This window comes from Mesorhizobium sp. LCM 4577 (assembly GCF_001854795.2).
GTDB classification, from domain to species: domain Bacteria; phylum Pseudomonadota; class Alphaproteobacteria; order Rhizobiales; family Rhizobiaceae; genus Mesorhizobium; species Mesorhizobium plurifarium.
Genome location: NZ_MDDU01000013.1, coordinates 200,417 through 215,939 on the forward strand (window position 1 = coordinate 200,417; position 15,523 = coordinate 215,939).

14 protein-coding genes are annotated in these 15,523 nt (G+C 65.0%); 13 read left to right on the plus strand and 1 reads right to left on the minus strand.

From position 1 onward, the window contains the following. Positions 1 to 10 precede the first annotated feature (10 nt). On the minus strand, positions 11 to 748 hold the full coding sequence (locus LCM4577_RS16240; RefSeq protein WP_071072204.1) for a FadR/GntR family transcriptional regulator: 738 nt from the start codon (positions 746 to 748) through the stop codon (positions 11 to 13). A 185-nt stretch (positions 749 to 933) separates the two neighbouring features. On the opposite strand from LCM4577_RS16240, the gene uxuA reads away from it, so the two are divergent. The 13 genes from uxuA to LCM4577_RS16305 all read left to right on the plus strand — a co-directional run bounded on the left by uxuA (position 934) and on the right by LCM4577_RS16305 (position 15,510). Next, positions 934 to 2,118: a mannonate dehydratase gene (gene uxuA, locus LCM4577_RS16245; protein WP_071072206.1), complete on the plus strand. Its 1,185-nt coding sequence runs from the start codon at positions 934 to 936 to the stop codon at positions 2,116 to 2,118. A gap of 100 nt (positions 2,119 to 2,218) precedes the next feature. Beyond that, positions 2,219 to 3,361: an ABC transporter substrate-binding protein gene (locus tag LCM4577_RS16250; protein WP_071072208.1), complete on the plus strand. Its 1,143-nt coding sequence runs from the start codon at positions 2,219 to 2,221 to the stop codon at positions 3,359 to 3,361. Then, positions 3,361 to 4,212: an IclR family transcriptional regulator gene (locus tag LCM4577_RS16255; RefSeq protein ID WP_040983826.1), complete on the plus strand. Its 852-nt coding sequence runs from the start codon at positions 3,361 to 3,363 to the stop codon at positions 4,210 to 4,212. Before LCM4577_RS16250 ends, LCM4577_RS16255 begins: the two co-directional genes overlap by 1 nt. Before the next feature lie 27 nt (positions 4,213 to 4,239). Beyond that, positions 4,240 to 5,271, plus strand: a complete 1,032-nt coding sequence (locus tag LCM4577_RS16260; protein ID WP_040983828.1) for a sugar ABC transporter substrate-binding protein — start codon at positions 4,240 to 4,242, stop codon at positions 5,269 to 5,271. Between the two features lie 224 nt (positions 5,272 to 5,495). Then, a complete protein-coding gene (locus LCM4577_RS16265; protein WP_041006018.1) occupies positions 5,496 to 6,479 on the plus strand; it encodes an ABC transporter permease in 984 nt (327 codons plus the stop codon). Beyond that, positions 6,469 to 8,001 (plus strand): sugar ABC transporter ATP-binding protein, encoded by a 1,533-nt coding sequence (locus LCM4577_RS16270; protein WP_071072210.1) that lies wholly within the window; start codon positions 6,469 to 6,471, stop codon positions 7,999 to 8,001. Before LCM4577_RS16265 ends, LCM4577_RS16270 begins: the two co-directional genes overlap by 11 nt. Before the next feature lie 63 nt (positions 8,002 to 8,064). Beyond that, entirely contained in the window at positions 8,065 to 9,060 is a 996-nt protein-coding gene (locus LCM4577_RS16275) for an ABC transporter permease (protein WP_040983832.1), read from the plus strand. Between the two features lies 1 nt (position 9,061). Next, a complete protein-coding gene (locus tag LCM4577_RS16280; protein WP_041006407.1) occupies positions 9,062 to 9,847 on the plus strand; it encodes an SDR family NAD(P)-dependent oxidoreductase in 786 nt (261 codons plus the stop codon). A 19-nt stretch (positions 9,848 to 9,866) separates the two neighbouring features. Beyond that, positions 9,867 to 11,072 (plus strand): CaiB/BaiF CoA-transferase family protein, encoded by a 1,206-nt coding sequence (locus tag LCM4577_RS16285; RefSeq protein WP_041006159.1) that lies wholly within the window; start codon positions 9,867 to 9,869, stop codon positions 11,070 to 11,072. Continuing rightward, positions 11,072 to 11,857 (plus strand): enoyl-CoA hydratase/isomerase family protein, encoded by a 786-nt coding sequence (locus LCM4577_RS16290; RefSeq protein ID WP_244508341.1) that lies wholly within the window; start codon positions 11,072 to 11,074, stop codon positions 11,855 to 11,857. Before LCM4577_RS16285 ends, LCM4577_RS16290 begins: the two co-directional genes overlap by 1 nt. Then, positions 11,854 to 12,867 carry a hypothetical protein gene (locus tag LCM4577_RS16295; RefSeq protein ID WP_071072214.1) on the plus strand — a complete coding sequence of 338 codons (1,014 nt, stop codon included), beginning with the start codon at positions 11,854 to 11,856 and terminating at the stop codon, positions 12,865 to 12,867. The genes LCM4577_RS16290 and LCM4577_RS16295 overlap by 4 nt, the downstream gene beginning before the upstream one ends. Beyond that, a complete protein-coding gene (locus tag LCM4577_RS16300; protein ID WP_071072216.1) occupies positions 12,864 to 14,651 on the plus strand; it encodes a CoA-transferase in 1,788 nt (595 codons plus the stop codon). The genes LCM4577_RS16295 and LCM4577_RS16300 overlap by 4 nt, the downstream gene beginning before the upstream one ends. A gap of 10 nt (positions 14,652 to 14,661) precedes the next feature. Further along, positions 14,662 to 15,510, plus strand: a complete 849-nt coding sequence (locus tag LCM4577_RS16305) for an SMP-30/gluconolactonase/LRE family protein (protein ID WP_071072218.1) — start codon at positions 14,662 to 14,664, stop codon at positions 15,508 to 15,510. The last annotated feature ends 13 nt before the right edge of the window (positions 15,511 to 15,523 follow it).

Below are 15,523 nucleotides of genomic sequence, written 5' to 3' on the forward strand. Positions count from 1 at the left end.
GGGAACTCCTTCAGTCACTGTCGGACACCGGCTCTTCCGGCAGGAAGCGCAAGGCGAAATCGAGATGGCGGCTCATGAGATAGGCATAGGCCAGTCGGTCTCGTGCACGCAGCGCGGCGATGATCTCGCCATGCGCGGCGCGAGTGTCGGCAAGCACCGGCCGCATTTCCTTGCCGATGGTCATGATCCGCAGGATCACGGGCGACAGGAAGGAATACATGTCGATGAGCGTGCGGTTGCCCGCCAGGCCGATCAGCGCCCTGTGGAAATTGAAGTCGTTCTGAGCGGCTTCCTCGATCGAGCGGCTGTCGACGATCCTGGCGTTGACCTCGTCGAGCGCCGCGATCTGTTCGTTCGTGGCGTTGAGCACGATGTGGTCGCCGATGCCGACCTCGATGATGCGCCTGAAACCCTGGATGTCGGCGAAAGAGGAGCGCGAGACATCCATGTGCGCGGCGAAGAAATTCTGGATCGCGATGCTCTGCCCGTCGGCGAGCACGGCGCCGACGCGCGGCTTGGGCTCGATCAGCCCGTAGGTGCGGATGGTACGCAGCGCCTCGCGCACCGTGTTGCGGCTGGCGCCGGTGATCTCGCTGAGCTCGCGCTCCGTCGGCAGCACGTCGCCGACATTCAGCTGCCGCGCGCGGATGAGGTCGAGGATGCGCCCGGCCGCGGTGTCGACCGCGGAGGAGCCGCCAGCGCGGCGGACGGCGACATTGTCGCGTGCAGCCTGGGGATTTTCCGGCATCGATCCTCCTAATTGTTGGACCAACATATCGTATGATTTGAGGAAAACAACCAGTTTGGGTTTGATGTCGGTGAATTTTCCCGACTTGACCCAAGTGAGTAGCCACTTACGAGCGTCAAATTTTAATTTGACTCTCATTGTGGTCCAACAATAAGTTGCCGACCTCTCGCGGAGGAAAGCGGCAAATGGAACAAACCTGGCGCTGGTACGGTCCGGACGATCCGGTCACCCTCGATCATGTCAAGCAGGCGGGCGCGACCGGCGTGGTCTCGGCCCTGCACGACATCTATGACGGGCGCGTCTGGCCGCTGGAGAACATCCTGGAGCGCAAGCGCATCATCGAGGCGGCGGGGCTGACCTGGTCGGTCGTCGAGAGCATTCCGGTCCACAACTCGATCAAGATCGGTTCGCCGGAGCGGCTCCGCTATGTCGGCTTCTACAAGGACACGATCCGCGCGCTGGCCAAGGCCGGCATCGCGACGATCTGCTACAATTTCATGCCGGTGGTCGACTGGACCCGCACGGACCTGGCGTACCGCCTGCCGACGACGGGCTATGCGCTTCGCTTCGACGCCATCGATTTCGCCGCTTACGATCTGTTCGTGCTGAAGCGCCGGAATGCCGAGGCCAGCTACACGCCCGCCCGCATCGCAGAAGCGGAAGCGCGGCTGAAGGAACTCAGCGACGAGAAGATCGACAGGATCGAGCGCAATCTCATCGCCGGCCTGCCCGCCACCGAGCGCGCCTACAACCGCGACAGCTTTCGCGAGGCCCTTGCCGACTATGACGCAATCGGTCCGAAGGAGTTGCGCGAGAATCTCGCCTGGTTCCTGCGCGAGATCATTCCGGTGGCCGAGCAGGAAGGGGTGCGCATGTGCATCCATCCCGACGATCCGCCATTCTCGCTCTACGGCCTGCCGCGCATCGTCTCGACCGCCGAGGATGCGCGCTTCATCCTCGATGCCGTCGACAGCCCAGCCAATGGGCTGACGTTCTGCACCGGCTCCTACGGCACGCGCGCCGACAACGACATCGTCGCCATGGTCAAGGAGTTCGCCAGCCGCATCCATTTCGTCCATCTGCGGAATGTCACCATCGAGGATGACGGCTCCTTCCATGAAGCCGAGCATCTCGAGGGCGGTACCGACATGGCGCATGTCATCCTCGCGCTGATGCAGGAAGAGGCGCGTCGCCGCAAGGAAGGCCGCGCCGACTGGCGCATTCCGATGCGGCCCGACCACGGGCATCTGCTCGCCGACGACATCGGCAAGACCAGGATCAATCCCGGCTACTCGCTGATCGGCCGGCTCAAGGGCCTCGCCGAACTGCGCGGCATCATGCGGGCCGTCGAGCGGTTCGGGCTGGCCTGAAGCGGTTTGCGTATGTAAAAACTATTTGCCCAGGTAAAAATACCTGCTAGTGGTTTGCGGACCGGGCACGTGGCCCGGTTCCAGGGAGGGATTGCCGGATATGACAAGACTGCGCGGTCTTGCGTGGGATCATCGACGTTGCTGGGGTCCGCTGGACGCCAGCGTCGCGCCGTATTGCGCCGCCAATCCCGGCCTGGAAATCGAATGGGACCGCCGCAGCCTCTATGAATTCGGCGAGGGCGCGCTCGGCCCGGTGCTCGGCGAATACGACCTGGTGGTGTTCGACCATCCCTTCATCGGCGACATCGCGCAGGATGGACTGATGGTGCCGTTCGACGCCTATCTGTCGGCGGAGCAGGTCCGTTTCTTCGAACAGGATTCAGTGGGTCCCTCCTGGCGGTCCTACGAGAAGAACGGACGCCAATGGGCGTTGCCGATCGACGCCGCCTGCCACGTCGCCTCGTATCGCCCGGACCTTCTGGTGCGCTACGGGCCGGTGCCGCGTACGCATGAAGAAGTCGTCGAGCTCGGCCGGCGCGCGCGCAAGGACGGCAAGTGGCTCGGCCTGCCTTTTGTGCCGACGGACGCGATGTGCCTGCTTCTGACGCTTGGACATCCGCAGGAAGATGGCGACCAGTTCATCGCGACGGACATGGTCGAGCAGGCCGTCGGGCAATTGCGCGAATTGGCAGCGCTGTCGCACCCGAACTCATCCGGATGGAATCCGATCCGCTGCTACGATCATATGATCGCGCATGACGACGTGGTCTATGTGCCGTTCGCCTTCGGCTATGTGAATTACGCCGCGAAAACCGACAGGCCGTATCTGCGCTTCGCCGACGTGCCGACCGCGCGATCGGCCGGCGCGCTGCTCGGCGGCGCCGGCATCGGCGTCAGCGCCCAGTCGAAGCACAAGCAGGCGGCGATCGATTACGCGCTGTTTCTATGCTCGCCCGACTATCAGCGCGGCGACTATGTGAAGTCGGGCGGACAGCCCGGGTCGCTGGCGGCGTGGAAGGATGCCGAGGTCAATCGTCTTTCCGGCGATTTCTTCTCCTCGACGTTGCGCACGATCAGCTCTTCCTATCTGCGTCCGACCCATCCGGGTTTCATCGCCTTCTTCCGCGAATGCGCGCCGCGCGCGGCCGCTGCGATTGCCGGCGACATCTCGGCCGCTGAACTCGCCGATCACGTCAACCGCCTCTATCGCGAAACCAGGCAACCGGAACGGAGCGTCGCGTGATGGCTGCCGGTATTGCCGAAACGCTCGAGGAAAGCGAAAGCGGCCGCAACGGATATCGCGTGCCGGCGGTGGAGAAGGCGCTCGACGTCTTGGAGTTCATGGCTGCAAGCGCCGATGCGATGACCCAGACCGAGATCGCGACCGGCCTTGGCAGGTCCATCCATGAGATCTACCGCATCCTGCTCTTGCTGGAGAAGCGCGGCTACCTGTTCCGCACGCAATCGGACCGCTTCCGGCTGTCGCTGAAACTGTTCGAGCTGGCGCATATGCACCCGCCGGTGAACAGGCTGGTCGAATGCGCGCTGCCGGTGATGCGCGAATTGACCGCCAATGCCGACCAGAGCTGTCACCTGGTGGTGCGCGAGGGACAGAACGCCCTGGTGGTGCTGCAGATCGATTCGCCGCTGCCGATGCGCTACTCGGTTGCGCTCGGATCGCATTTCCCGATCCTCGAAACCAGTTCCGGCGCGGTGCTGCTCGCCCATTCGAACCGGGCGGAGCGCGACCGCATCGTCGAGCGGATCGTCGCCGCAGGCGAAGGGCAGGGGACGCGCGAGGAAATCGAGGCACGGCTGAACGAGGTGGCCAGGCTCGGCTACGAGATGCGCGCGTCGCTGGCCGTCGAGGGCTGCACCAACATCTCCATGCCCGTGCGCGACCATGTCGGCGCCGTCATCGCCGCGCTCACGGTGCCGCTGCTGCCGCAGAAGGCGGCGCGCTTCGACCGTCAAACCGTCTTCGAACGAACCCGGACCGCCGCCGAGAAGATATCGGCCGCGCTCGGCTGGGGCGAAGCCAACAGCTCTTCACGTGCCGACCCGGAACGGCGGGACTACCCGTTCAGCGACTGAGACAAACGAAAAACCTGGGAGAGAAAAATGCACTGGTCCAAATCAATCCTGCTCGCATCCGCGGCCATGCTGGCCATAGGCGCGGCGGCGGCGCGCGCCGAGAACATGCCCAAGCACATCGGCTACGTCACCAATTACGCCACGCATGAGTGGTACCAGAACGTCATCAAGGGCATGAAGGCGCACGGCAAGGAACTCGGGATCGACGTCGAGGTGCAGGACGCCAATCTCGACATAGCCAAGCAGGTCGCCGCGGCCGAAGACTTCATCGCCAAGGGCGTCGACGTGCTCATCATCACCCCGGTGAATGAGGAAGGCGTGGTGCCGCTGCTGCGTCAGGCCAAAGCCGCCAACATCCCGGTGGTGCTCGAGGGCAACCCGGTCAAGGGCATGACCACGATGGTCGCCATCTGCGACTACGACACCGGCTACTTCTCCGGCGTCGAGGCCGGAAAATATGCCAAGGAAAAGCTCGGCGGCGTCGCCAAGGTGATGAATGTCGGCCTGCCGCTGCTGTCGGCGACGGTGCTGCGCTCGCACGGCTTCATGGATGGGCTGAAGACCATCATTCCCGACGCGGTCATGGTGCATGACCTCGACGGCGGCGGCAATCCGGACCGCGCGCTGGAAGTCTCCTCGGCGGCGCTCGCCAAGAATTCCGACATCAACATCATCTAYGGCATCAACGACTCCTCCTCGCTCGGCGGTCTGCAGGCCTGGAAGGCCGCCGGCAAGTCGCAGGACGGCCTGCTGACGGTCGGCACCGGCGGCGAAGGGCTCGCCTTCATCAACGCCATGCAGAACGAGCCGTCCTACCGCATCGAGGCCGCCATGTTCCCGGAAAAGGAAGGCTTCACCACCATCGACGCGGCGGTCAAGCTGTTCAACAACGAGCAGGTGCCGGAGCACATCGTCAGCCCGACCGCTCCGATGACTGGCGACGACTGGAAGAAATACTATGATTATGACGGCAAGACCCGCACCATCAAATGGGACGCCGTCAATGCGCTGCAGCCGCCGGCAAAGTGCATGAAGACCTCGGCCGACCTGAAGAAATAGGTCGATCGGCACGGCCCTTCCCGCRACGCGGGAAGGGCTACCTGCCAGGCGCCGGTGGCCGGCAAGKACATGGAGCCGGCGCCTGACCTTAGAGCCGGATGATTTCAGGTCTGTTCGACCTGAAATCTGAATCCGCCCCTAAGTCCAAGAGATAGAGCATGGTGTCGTCCGAAAACCGCTTCACACTTTTCGGCATCATGCTCTAGCGACGGGAACGGACTGACATGAGCGAGCTTACACACGCTTCCGCGCAGAAGCGTTTCATCGGCGGCCAGCTTCTCGGCAGCAGCCAGCTGGTGCTGGGCGCCATCCTGGCGGTGCTTTGCATCGCCATCTCGATCGCGGCGCCGCAGTTCTATTCGGAGGCCAACATCATCGCCATCCTGCGCCAATGCGCGCTGGTGCTGATCGTCGCCTCGGGCATGACCATGCTCATCATCACGGCGGAGGTCGACCTGTCGGTCGGCGCCTCGCTTGCCTTTGTCGGCTGCATCGGCATGGCGGTGCTCAATTCCACCCACAGCCTCGCGCTCGGCATGCTGGCCGCACTTGCCTTTGCCGGCGGCGTCGGCCTGTTCAACGGGCTCGTCGTCACCAGGCTCAGGGTGAACTCGCTGATCGCCACCATCGGCACCATGATGATGCTGCAGGGCGGCGTCTATCTGTTCACGCGCGAGGCGGTGCAGAACCACAATCAGCTGGCAAGCTTCACCGATCTCGGCGCCGGCTATGTCGGCGCCGTGCCCGTCCCCGTCATTATCGCGGCGCTGATCTTCATCGTCGCCTATGTGACGCTGCGCTTCACCACGCTCGGCCGCTATCTCTACGCGGTCGGCGCCAATGAAAAAGCGGTGCGCCTGTCCGGCCTGCGTTCGGAACGGTTGAAGCTGCTTGCCTTCATCGTCACCGGCCTGTGCGTGGGCGTGGCCGGCATGATCCTGTCGTCATTGATGAATGCCGGCCAGCCGACCGCCGGGCGCGGCTTCGAGCTGACGGTGATCGCCGCCGTCATCCTCGGCGGCACCAGCCTGCTCGGCGGCCGCGGCTCGCTGTTCGGCACGCTGCTCGGCGTGCTGGTGCTGAAGGTGATCGACAACGGCATCATCATCCTCGGCTGGAACCAGGACCTGCAGATGGTGGTGCCGGGCATCGTCATCATCCTGGCGACCTATCTCGACATCATCCGGAACAAAGCCAATGTCCGTTGATTTCCTTCATCCCGGCGAGGGCGCGGCCATCGACACGAATGTGTCGGCGCTGGAAATGCGCGGCATCGGCAAGCGGTTTCCGGGCGTGGTGGCGCTGGACAATGTCGATCTCACCCTGGAGCCCGGCAAGATCCACGCCCTGATGGGTGAGAACGGCGCCGGCAAGTCGACGCTGATCAAGATCATGGCCGGCGTCTACGGCAAGGACGCCGGCACCATCCGCATGCGCGGGCGCGAGGTCGACATCAAGTCGCCGCGCGACAGCCTGAAGGAAGGCATCAAGGTCGTGTTCCAGGAGATCGCGTTGATCTCCGAATTCACCGTCGCTGAAAACATCTTCCTCGAAGGCTATCCGACCGGCAGGACGGGCTCGATCGACTGGAAGAAGATCCGCGCGGACTCGGCAGCACTGTTCAACCGCATCGGCTTCAACGTCGATCCGGCGGCGCGGACGGGATCGCTGCCGGTCAGCCAGCAGCAGATGGTCGAGATCGCCCGCGCGCTCGCCCACGAGGCGCGCGTGGTGGTGATGGACGAACCGACATCCTCGCTGACGCCGAATGAAGTCTCGCTGCTGTTCACAGTCATCCGCCGCCTGGCGGCGCTCGGCATCGCCGTGGTCTATGTCAGCCACAAGCTCGACGAGGTGTTCGAGATCGCCGACACGGTGACGGTGCTGCGCGATGGACGCCACATCTCGACCAAACCGATCGGCGAGCACACCAACGATACGCTGATCCAGGACATGATCGGCCGTCGGATCGACAACCTCTTTCCCCGCCAGCGAGGCGCGGCAGGCAGCAAAGTGGCGCTGTCGGTTGAAAACCTCAGCACGGCGAAGAAGCTGACCGACGTGTCCTTCGAGGCACGCGCCGGCGAGGTGCTCGGCTTCTTCGGCTTGATGGGCGCCGGCCGGACCGAGCTCGCCAAGGCGATCGTCGGCTACGATCCGATCATTTCGGGCACGGTCACGGTCGACGGTCAGCGGCTGGCGCCGCACGACACGCGCACCGGTGTGCGGCTCGGCATCGGCCTGCTCACCGAGGACCGCAAGAGCGAAGGCCTGATGGGCGAACTGCCCGTCTACCAGAACGCCAGCCTCGCGTCGCTCGGCGCGTTCGCCCGGTTGGGCTTCGTCGACAAGGCGAAAGAGCATCAGGCGGTGCAGGACTATGTCGACCGCTTCCGCATCAAGACGCCTAGCCTGTTCCAGCAGATCAAGAACCTGTCGGGCGGCAACCAGCAGAAGGTGCTGATCTCGCGCTGGCTGATGCTCGGCCTGAAGGTCATCGTCGTCGACGAGCCGACGCGCGGCATCGATGTCGGCGCCAAATCGGAGATCTTCGCGCTGATCGACCGGCTGGCCGGCGAGGGCCTGGCGGTCGTCATGATGACGTCGGAGATGCCGGAACTGCTCGGCCTCGCCGACCGGATCGCGGTGATGTGCGAAGGCCGTCTGACCGCGATCATGCCGCGCGAGGAAGCCACGCAGGAGAAGATCCTCAATGCGGCGATCGGATAGAACCATGACACATCGTCTCGGCATTCCTTGCGATGCGCGCCATCCCCTCGAAGGAGGCAAGCGATGAGCCTTGCAAGCACGGCGTCCGCAAAAGCCCCGCCATCCCTGCTGGCGCGGCTCTTTGCCCGGCAGGAGCTCGCGCTGCTCGTCTGCTTGATCCTGGTGCTGGCGTTCTTTTCCGTCACCGTCGAGAATTTCTTCTCCGTGCGCAACATGACCAACGTGCTCGGGCAGGCCTCGCTGGCGCTCACCGCCGGCATCGGCTGCGCCATCGTCTTCATTTCCGGCGAGGTCGACATCTCGATCGGTTCGCTGCTGGCGACCATCGCGCTGCCGCTGATCATCATCATGAACGATACCAATTCGCTGCTGCTCGGCGTCAGCGGCGCGCTGCTGTTCGGCCTGATCATTGGGGTGGTGAACGGCTATCTCGTCGCCTATGCCGGCATCAACTCGCTGATCGTGACGCTCGGCACCATGTTCATCATGCGCGGCGGCGTCTATCTCTACACCGGCCAGCGCGCGATCCCCGACGACGCCAGCCTCGATAGCTTCATCGCGCTCTCCGACGGGCGCCTGTTCAACATCATCCCCTATTCGGCGGTGATAGCCATCGTGCTGCTTGCCGCCTTCGGCTACATGATGCAGCACCGGCCGTTCGGGCGGCAGATCTATGCCGTCGGCGGCAACCAGGAAGTAGCGCGGCTGGCCGGCTACGACGTGCGGCGCGTCAAGTTCGTCTGCTTCATCATCAGCGCGCTGCTGGCGACGGTCGCCGGCATCATCCTAGCGGCGCGCGTCGGCTCGGCGCAGCATACGGCGGGGCTCAATTTCGAATTCCAGGTCGTTGCCGCGACCGTGCTCGGCGGCGTCAGCCTTGCCGGCGGCATCGGCAGCCTGACCGGCATGGCGCTCGGCGTGCTGATCCTGCAGTTCCTGTCCAACGGCCTGCGCGGGCTCGGCCTGCCGACCGAATGGCAGCTGGTCATCACCGGCATGATCATCATCGCCGCGGTCGCCTTCGACGAGGCGAAGCGCCGGCGCGCGAATGGAGGCTGACATGGCTCGTCTTGAAGGAAAAACCGCCGTCATCACCGGCGCCGCCGACGGCATCGGCCACGCGATCGCCGAGGCGATGGCGCGGGAAGGGGCGCATGTCTTCCTCGGCGATATCGCCGATGAGACCGGCGAGACGTTCGCCGCAGCACTTCGCGCGGCCGGCCGCCGCGCCGACTATGTCCATTGCGACGTTTCGCAGGAGGCCGATGTCGCCGGCCTGATCGACAGCGCGGTGAAGAAGACCGGACATCTCGATATCCTGGTCAACAACGCCGCCATCGCCATCGGCGGCATGCCGGTGCACGAGATGACCGACGAGCAATGGCACAGGCTGATCGCGGTCAACCTGACCAGCGTGTTTCGCGGCTGCAAATACGCGCTGCCGCACATGATCGCGCAGAAGTCAGGCTCGATCATCAACATGGCCTCGGCGCAGGGCCATATCGGCCTCGACGGCTGGACCGCCTATGCCGGCGCCAAGGGCGCGGTGATGGCAATGACGCGCCAGATGGCGGTCGAGTTCGGCCCGATGAACATCCGCGTCAACTCGATCTCGCCGGGCACCATCAACACGCCGATGAACGACAGGCTGATCAAGGAGATCGGCGGCAGCCTCGCCAAGGCCTGGGTCAAGATGCATCCGCTCGGCCGCATCGGCGAGCCCTCCGAAGTGGCCGAGGCCGCCGTCTATCTGGCTTCCGATGCGGCCGGCTTCACCACCGGCACGGACCTGCGCGTCGACGGCGGGCTGACGGCGGCGCCCCGCTACGTTCCCGAATTGCTTTGAACACGAAACGAGACATGACATGAACAAGGCCCTCGAAGGCGTCCGCATCCTCGACTTCAGCCATCTGCTGCAGGGACCGTTCGCCACGCAGCTGCTCGGCGACATGGGCGCCGACGTCATCAAGATCGAGCGCGCCGGCGCCGGCGACATGTTCCGCGGCATGACTTTTTTCGCCAAATGGGTGGGCGGCTCAGAGAGCCCGAACTTCCTCGCCTGGAACCGCAACAAGCGCTCGATCGCGCTCAACCTGAAGAGCCGCAAGGTGCATGCCATCATCATGGAGATGGCGAAAAGCGCCGACGTCGTGGTGCAGAATTTCCGTCCCGGCGTGCTCGCCAAGCTCGGCTACGGCTATGAGGACTTCAAGGCCGTCAATCCGCGCATCATCTACTGCTCGGGTTCGGGCTATGGCGAGGAGGGGCCTTACGTCGAGCGCCCCGGGCAGGACATGCTGATCCAGGGACTGGCCGGGCTGATCGCCAACACCGGTCGCGGCGATCAGGCTCCGGTTCCGGCCGGCGCCGGGCTCGCCGACCAGATCGGCGCCATGAACATGGTCTACGGCATCCTCTCGGCGCTCTACTATCGCGAGAGGACCGGCAAGGGGCAGAAAATCGAGGTCAACCTGCTGGCCGGGCTGCTCGCGCATCTCAACCAGGAATATGTCGCCGTGCTCAATCTCGGCGAGGATTTCGTTCGGCCGAATTCCGGCATCGGCCATCCCGGCATGCAGGCGCCGTTCGGCATCTACGAGACGAAGGACGGCGGTTACGTCTCCATCGCCATGAGCCCGTTCAAGACGCTCTACGAGGTGCTGGAAGCGCCGCAGCTGGCCGTCTATGACAACCTCAAGACCTTGTTCGACAAGCGCGACGAGGTGTTCGAGAAAGTCAACGCCGAGACGAAGAAATTCGCCACGCAGGAATTGCTGGCGCGGCTTCTCAAGGCCGACATCTGGTGCGCCGAGGTGAAGGACATCCGTCGCGCGGCTGAGGACCCGCAGGTCACGCATATGGGCATGATCACCAGCTACGAGCATCCGCGCGGCGGCAAGGTGCGGGTGGTGGCGCCAGCCGTCAAGATGAGCGAGACGCCCGCGACCATCGAGCGGCCGGCGCCCTTGGTCGGCCAGCATGGGCGCGAGATCCTGGCTGAGTTCGGYCTGTCGAAGGACGAGATCGCGGCGCTCGAGGCGTCCGGCGATATGACCGTGGACGCGGCCTGATGATGGGCACCTACCAGACGCTTACGGTCGAAACCCACGATCGCGTCGCGGTCGTGACTTTCCGGCGCGCCGATCAACTCAACGCCATGAACCGGCAGATGCAAGGCGAGATCAACGAGGCATTCGAAGCGCTGTCCTCCGACGCGGGCATCGGCGCGATCGTGGTGACCGGCGAGGGGCGCGGCTTCATGGCCGGCGCCGACATCAAGGAATATGCCGCGCAGACCGCGGCCGAGTTCGACACGTTCCAGGCTGCCGGCACGCGCATGTACGCGGCGATCGAGGACAACCGAAAGCCGGTGATCGCGGCGGTCAACGGCTTCKCGCTGGGCGGCGGCATGGAGCTGGTGCTGTGCTGCGACATCGTCATCGCCAACCAGTATGCGAAACTCGGCTTGCCGGAGATCAAGCTCGGGCTGATTCCCGGTGGCGGCGGTACGCAGCGCAGCGTCGCCAAGCTCGGCCGCAACCGCGCCAATCTGCTGCTGATGACCGGCGCCATCGTGCCGGCCTCCGAATTCGTCGGCGCCGGCCTGGTCAACGAGATCGTCGATGTCGAAAGGCTGATGCCGCGCGCGCTGGAACTGGCAGGGATGATCGCCGCCGAACCCGCCGCCGCGATCGAAGGCCTGAAAGCCCTGACGGCGCATGCCGTGTCTGGCGATCTGGGTGAGGGCCTCGCGATGGAGCGCAACATATTGGGCGGGCTCTACCGCAGCGAGACCGGCCAGCGGCGCGTCAAGGAGTTTGCCGAGAGGAGCGCCGTGAAGAAGGCCGGCTCATGAGTGGCGACGACCATCGCGGCCTCGGCTGGGCGCATGGCGCGCTGACCGTGCAGCGGCTCGGCGCGATGCTGGCGCCGGTCACATTCGTACTGGCCGATGGCCGGCAAGTCTCGCCGATGCATATCGCACCCTGGGCGAACGAGCCGGAGTCGGAAACGCTGCCAGGTATACTGCGCAAACTGCGCGGCGAATGGCCCTGCGTGCCCTTCGGCTATTCGGTGTCTGCCGACGGGTGGCCGGAGGAATGGGCGCGTGTGATGGGGCCACCTGCGCCGGACGAGGAAGTTCATGGCCATAGCTCCAACCATGACTGGACCTGGCGCGCCAGTGGGAGCGGATCRCTGTCGCTGGCGCTTGCCTATCCTGAGACAAGCCCGGTCGAGCGTGTCGAGCGGACGGTGACGCCCGATCCGTCGGCGCCGGCAATCGATATTGCGTTCCGGGTATTCGTTCGCCGTGCCTGCCGCCTGCCGATCGGCCTGCATCCGGTGTTCCGGCTGCCGTTCGAGACGGGCGCCGCCACGCTCGAGCTTGATGGCTTCGATGAAGGCCGCACCTATCCGCATGATGTCGAGCCCGGCGCGGCTTTGTTTGCCAGGAATAAAACCTTTTTCGAATTGACATCGGTGCCGGCGCGCACCGGGAACACGATCGACGCCTCCCGTTTACCCCTGGCTGCCGCCACGGAGGAGTTGCTGCAGATCGAAGGCGTCGACGGTATCGCGGCGCTCGTCAACCATGAGGACGGTTACCGGGTGCAGCTTTCCTGGGAGAAGGAGCACTTCCCGAGCCTTCTGCTCTGGTACTCCAACCGCGGCCGCAAGGCGGCGCCCTGGCAGGGGCGCCATGTCGCGATCGGCATCGAGCCGATCTGCTCGCCCTTTGGGCTCGGTCCGGCGACCGCGCTGGCCGACAATCCGATCGCGCAATCCGGCATAGCGACGGCGCTGGATTTCTCGCCCGAGAAACCGTTCGTGACCCGCTACCGTATCGAGGCATCGGCGCTGTGACAGATCGCAGTTCAGTTTCCCTGGTCAAGCCGAACCGGCCCCGCTTCACCGATATCGAGGGGCTGGCGGCGATGGTCTGCGACGGCGATGCTTTCGGCGTCGGCGGCCATCACTTCGCCCGGCTGCCGATCGCCTTGCTGCGCGCGATCGCCGGGTCCGGCGTGAAAGATTTGCGCTACGTCTCCTGGGCTGGCGGCCTGCCGCTCGAACTGCTGCTCGAGGCGGGCGCGGTGGCGGAAATCGACCTCTGCTTTTCCAGCCTGGATGTCTTCGGGCTRCCGCCGAAGTTCCGTACGGCCGCCGAGAGCGGCGCGATCCCGGTTCGTGATTGGACGGCACTGGCCATGATCCAGGCGCTGCGGGCGGCCCAGCAGAACTTGCCCTCGATGCAGTTCCAGCTTCCTCAAGGGTCCGACATGCTGGCGCGTGTGCCGGGCGCGGTCGCCAGGCCCGATCCGCTCGCCGGGACCGATACCGGGTTTGTCCCGCCGCTCAGGCTCGACGCCTTCATCGTCCACGCCCAGCGCGCCGACGAAAGCGGCAATGTCGAGATCATCGGGCCGCGGGCGCTGGACTTCGCCATGGCGGGCGCGGCGCCGAAAGTGCTGGTCACGGTCGAAGAGGTCGTGCCGGTCGGGTCGCTGCGGCGGGATGGCCGCCAGAGCGTGCTTACCCGCAACCAGGTTTCGGCGATAGCGCTGGCCCCGGGCGGCGCCTACCCGGCATCGTGCCTGCCGTTCTACGTCACCGATTATCAGGCGTTGTCGGAGGCGTTCGCGACCAAGGACGCGGCTTTGTCGGAGAAGCTCCGCGTGCCAGCGGATGGCCTGCCGGAGCTGGTTGAAAAGGCGGCCAAAGTCAGCGCCGAAACAGTCCTCGCGATGCCCGCATCGGTGCAGGGCGAAAGGGAAGCATCCGTCGACGAGATCATCGCCGCGCGGATCGCCGCCGAGCTCGACAATGAGAGCTTCGCCAGCGCCGGGGCGGTGTCGCCGCTCGCCAATGTCGCCTACCGGCTGGCCAAGGCGACGCACGCGCCGGACATGATCATCGCGACGATGAGCTGCGGCCACCTCGACATCGCGCCGAGCCCGATGGTGCTGTCGCTGATCGAGAGCCTCGATTGCGAGACGGCGGTGGCGCATGCCGGCGGCGACGACACCTATTCGGCCTACTACCAGGCCGGCGCGGTGACGCACGAGATCGTCGGCGCCGCGCAGGTCGACCGGCACGGCCGCGTCAACACCATCGCGTTGCGCAAGCCGAGCGGCGGCCTCATCCGGCTGCCGGGGCAGGGCGGCATGGCCGACGTAGCCAACATGCATCGCGACTACCTGCTCTATGTCCCGCGCCATTCGGTCCAGTCTCTTGTGCAAGAGGTCGAGATCGCAAGTTCCGCCCGCGGCCTGCTGACGCCGGCCGAACGCGAGCCGATGGGCTACCGAACCGGCAAGGCGCTGGTCTTCACCGATCTCTGCATCTTCCGGCTCGACCAGACATCCAGGGAGTTGATCGTCATCGAAACCATGCCGGGCGTCACCCGGCAGCAGATCCGTGAAGCCACAGGGTTCGAGGTGACATTCGATGCCGACTGCCGCGAGGTGGCGACGCCTTCCGAGAAGACGCTGTGGGTGCTGCGGAACCGCATCGACCCGCTTGGCCTGCGTCGTTTGGAATTCGTCAGCGCCAAGGAGCGCGGCGCGCTCATCGCCGAGATACTCGCGGCCGACCGCGCCATGGTCGAGCGCTGCATCGCCGCGCAAAGGTTGACTGCCGCAAGCTGAGGAGCGTTTCATGGCAAAACCATTGCTCGACATGTCCGCCGCCCGCGTCTTCTTCGACGGCATCTTCACCAATCCGCGGGTGGCGCATCCGGAGGGCGTGGCAGTCCACCGCGACGGATCGATCTGGTGCGGCACCGAAACCGGCGATCTCCTGCGGCTGGCGGCAGATGGCGGTTCGGTCGAGCGCATGGGCGGCACCGACGGCTTCCTTCTCGGCATCGCCTTCGACAGCGCCGGCAATTGCTTTGCCTGCGATCTCAAGCATGCCGCGATCTTCCGCCGGGATGCCGCGACGGGTCACATGGAGCGCTTCGCTTCATCCGGCATCCGCGTGCCGAACTATCCGGTCATCGACGAGGCGCGAGGCTGGCTCTACGTGTCGGACAGCGTCGGAGAGAACAAACGCTCGGGCATCTTCCGCTACGATCTCAAAACGGGBGAGGGCGGCCTATGGTGCCGGGAAGCGATGTCCTTCGCCAACGGCATGGCCATGGCGCCGGACGGCAACGGGCTCTATGTTGTCGAGAGCGATGCGCCCTGCATCAGCTATGTGCCGATCCTCGCCGATGGTGCGGCAGGGGCCCGGCAGGTGGTCGTCGAAGACGTGCGCAATGTTCCGGACGGGCTCGCCTTCGCTTCCGACGGCTCGCTGCTCATCTCATGCTACGAGCCGAGCCGCATCTATCGCTGGCGAAAGGACAGCGGTCTCGAAGTGCTGATCGAGGATCCGGCGGCGACGACGCTGGCGCATCCCACCAACATCGCGTTCAAGGGCGACAAGCTCTATACTGCGAACCTCGGACGCTGGCACATCACCGAGATCGATCTGGCGGCGGTTGCGGGCCTGAGCGGCGCTTAGACCCGCCGCGGCC

Excerpts from the sequence above, each read along its gene's own strand:
- LCM4577_RS16250 (WP_071072208.1), top strand. The coding sequence starts at position 2,219 with ATGACAAGACTGCGCGGTCTTGCGTGGGATCATCGACGTTGCTGGGGT.
- LCM4577_RS16240 (WP_071072204.1), bottom strand. The coding sequence starts at position 748 with ATGCCGGAAAATCCCCAGGCTGCACGCGACAATGTCGCCGTCCGCCGC.
- LCM4577_RS16265 (WP_041006018.1), top strand. The coding sequence starts at position 5,496 with ATGAGCGAGCTTACACACGCTTCCGCGCAGAAGCGTTTCATCGGCGGC.
- LCM4577_RS16270 (WP_071072210.1), top strand. The coding sequence starts at position 6,469 with ATGTCCGTTGATTTCCTTCATCCCGGCGAGGGCGCGGCCATCGACACG.
- LCM4577_RS16275 (WP_040983832.1), top strand. The coding sequence starts at position 8,065 with ATGAGCCTTGCAAGCACGGCGTCCGCAAAAGCCCCGCCATCCCTGCTG.
- LCM4577_RS16280 (WP_041006407.1), top strand. The coding sequence starts at position 9,062 with ATGGCTCGTCTTGAAGGAAAAACCGCCGTCATCACCGGCGCCGCCGAC.
- uxuA (WP_071072206.1), top strand. The coding sequence starts at position 934 with ATGGAACAAACCTGGCGCTGGTACGGTCCGGACGATCCGGTCACCCTC.
- LCM4577_RS16255 (WP_040983826.1), top strand. The coding sequence starts at position 3,361 with ATGGCTGCCGGTATTGCCGAAACGCTCGAGGAAAGCGAAAGCGGCCGC.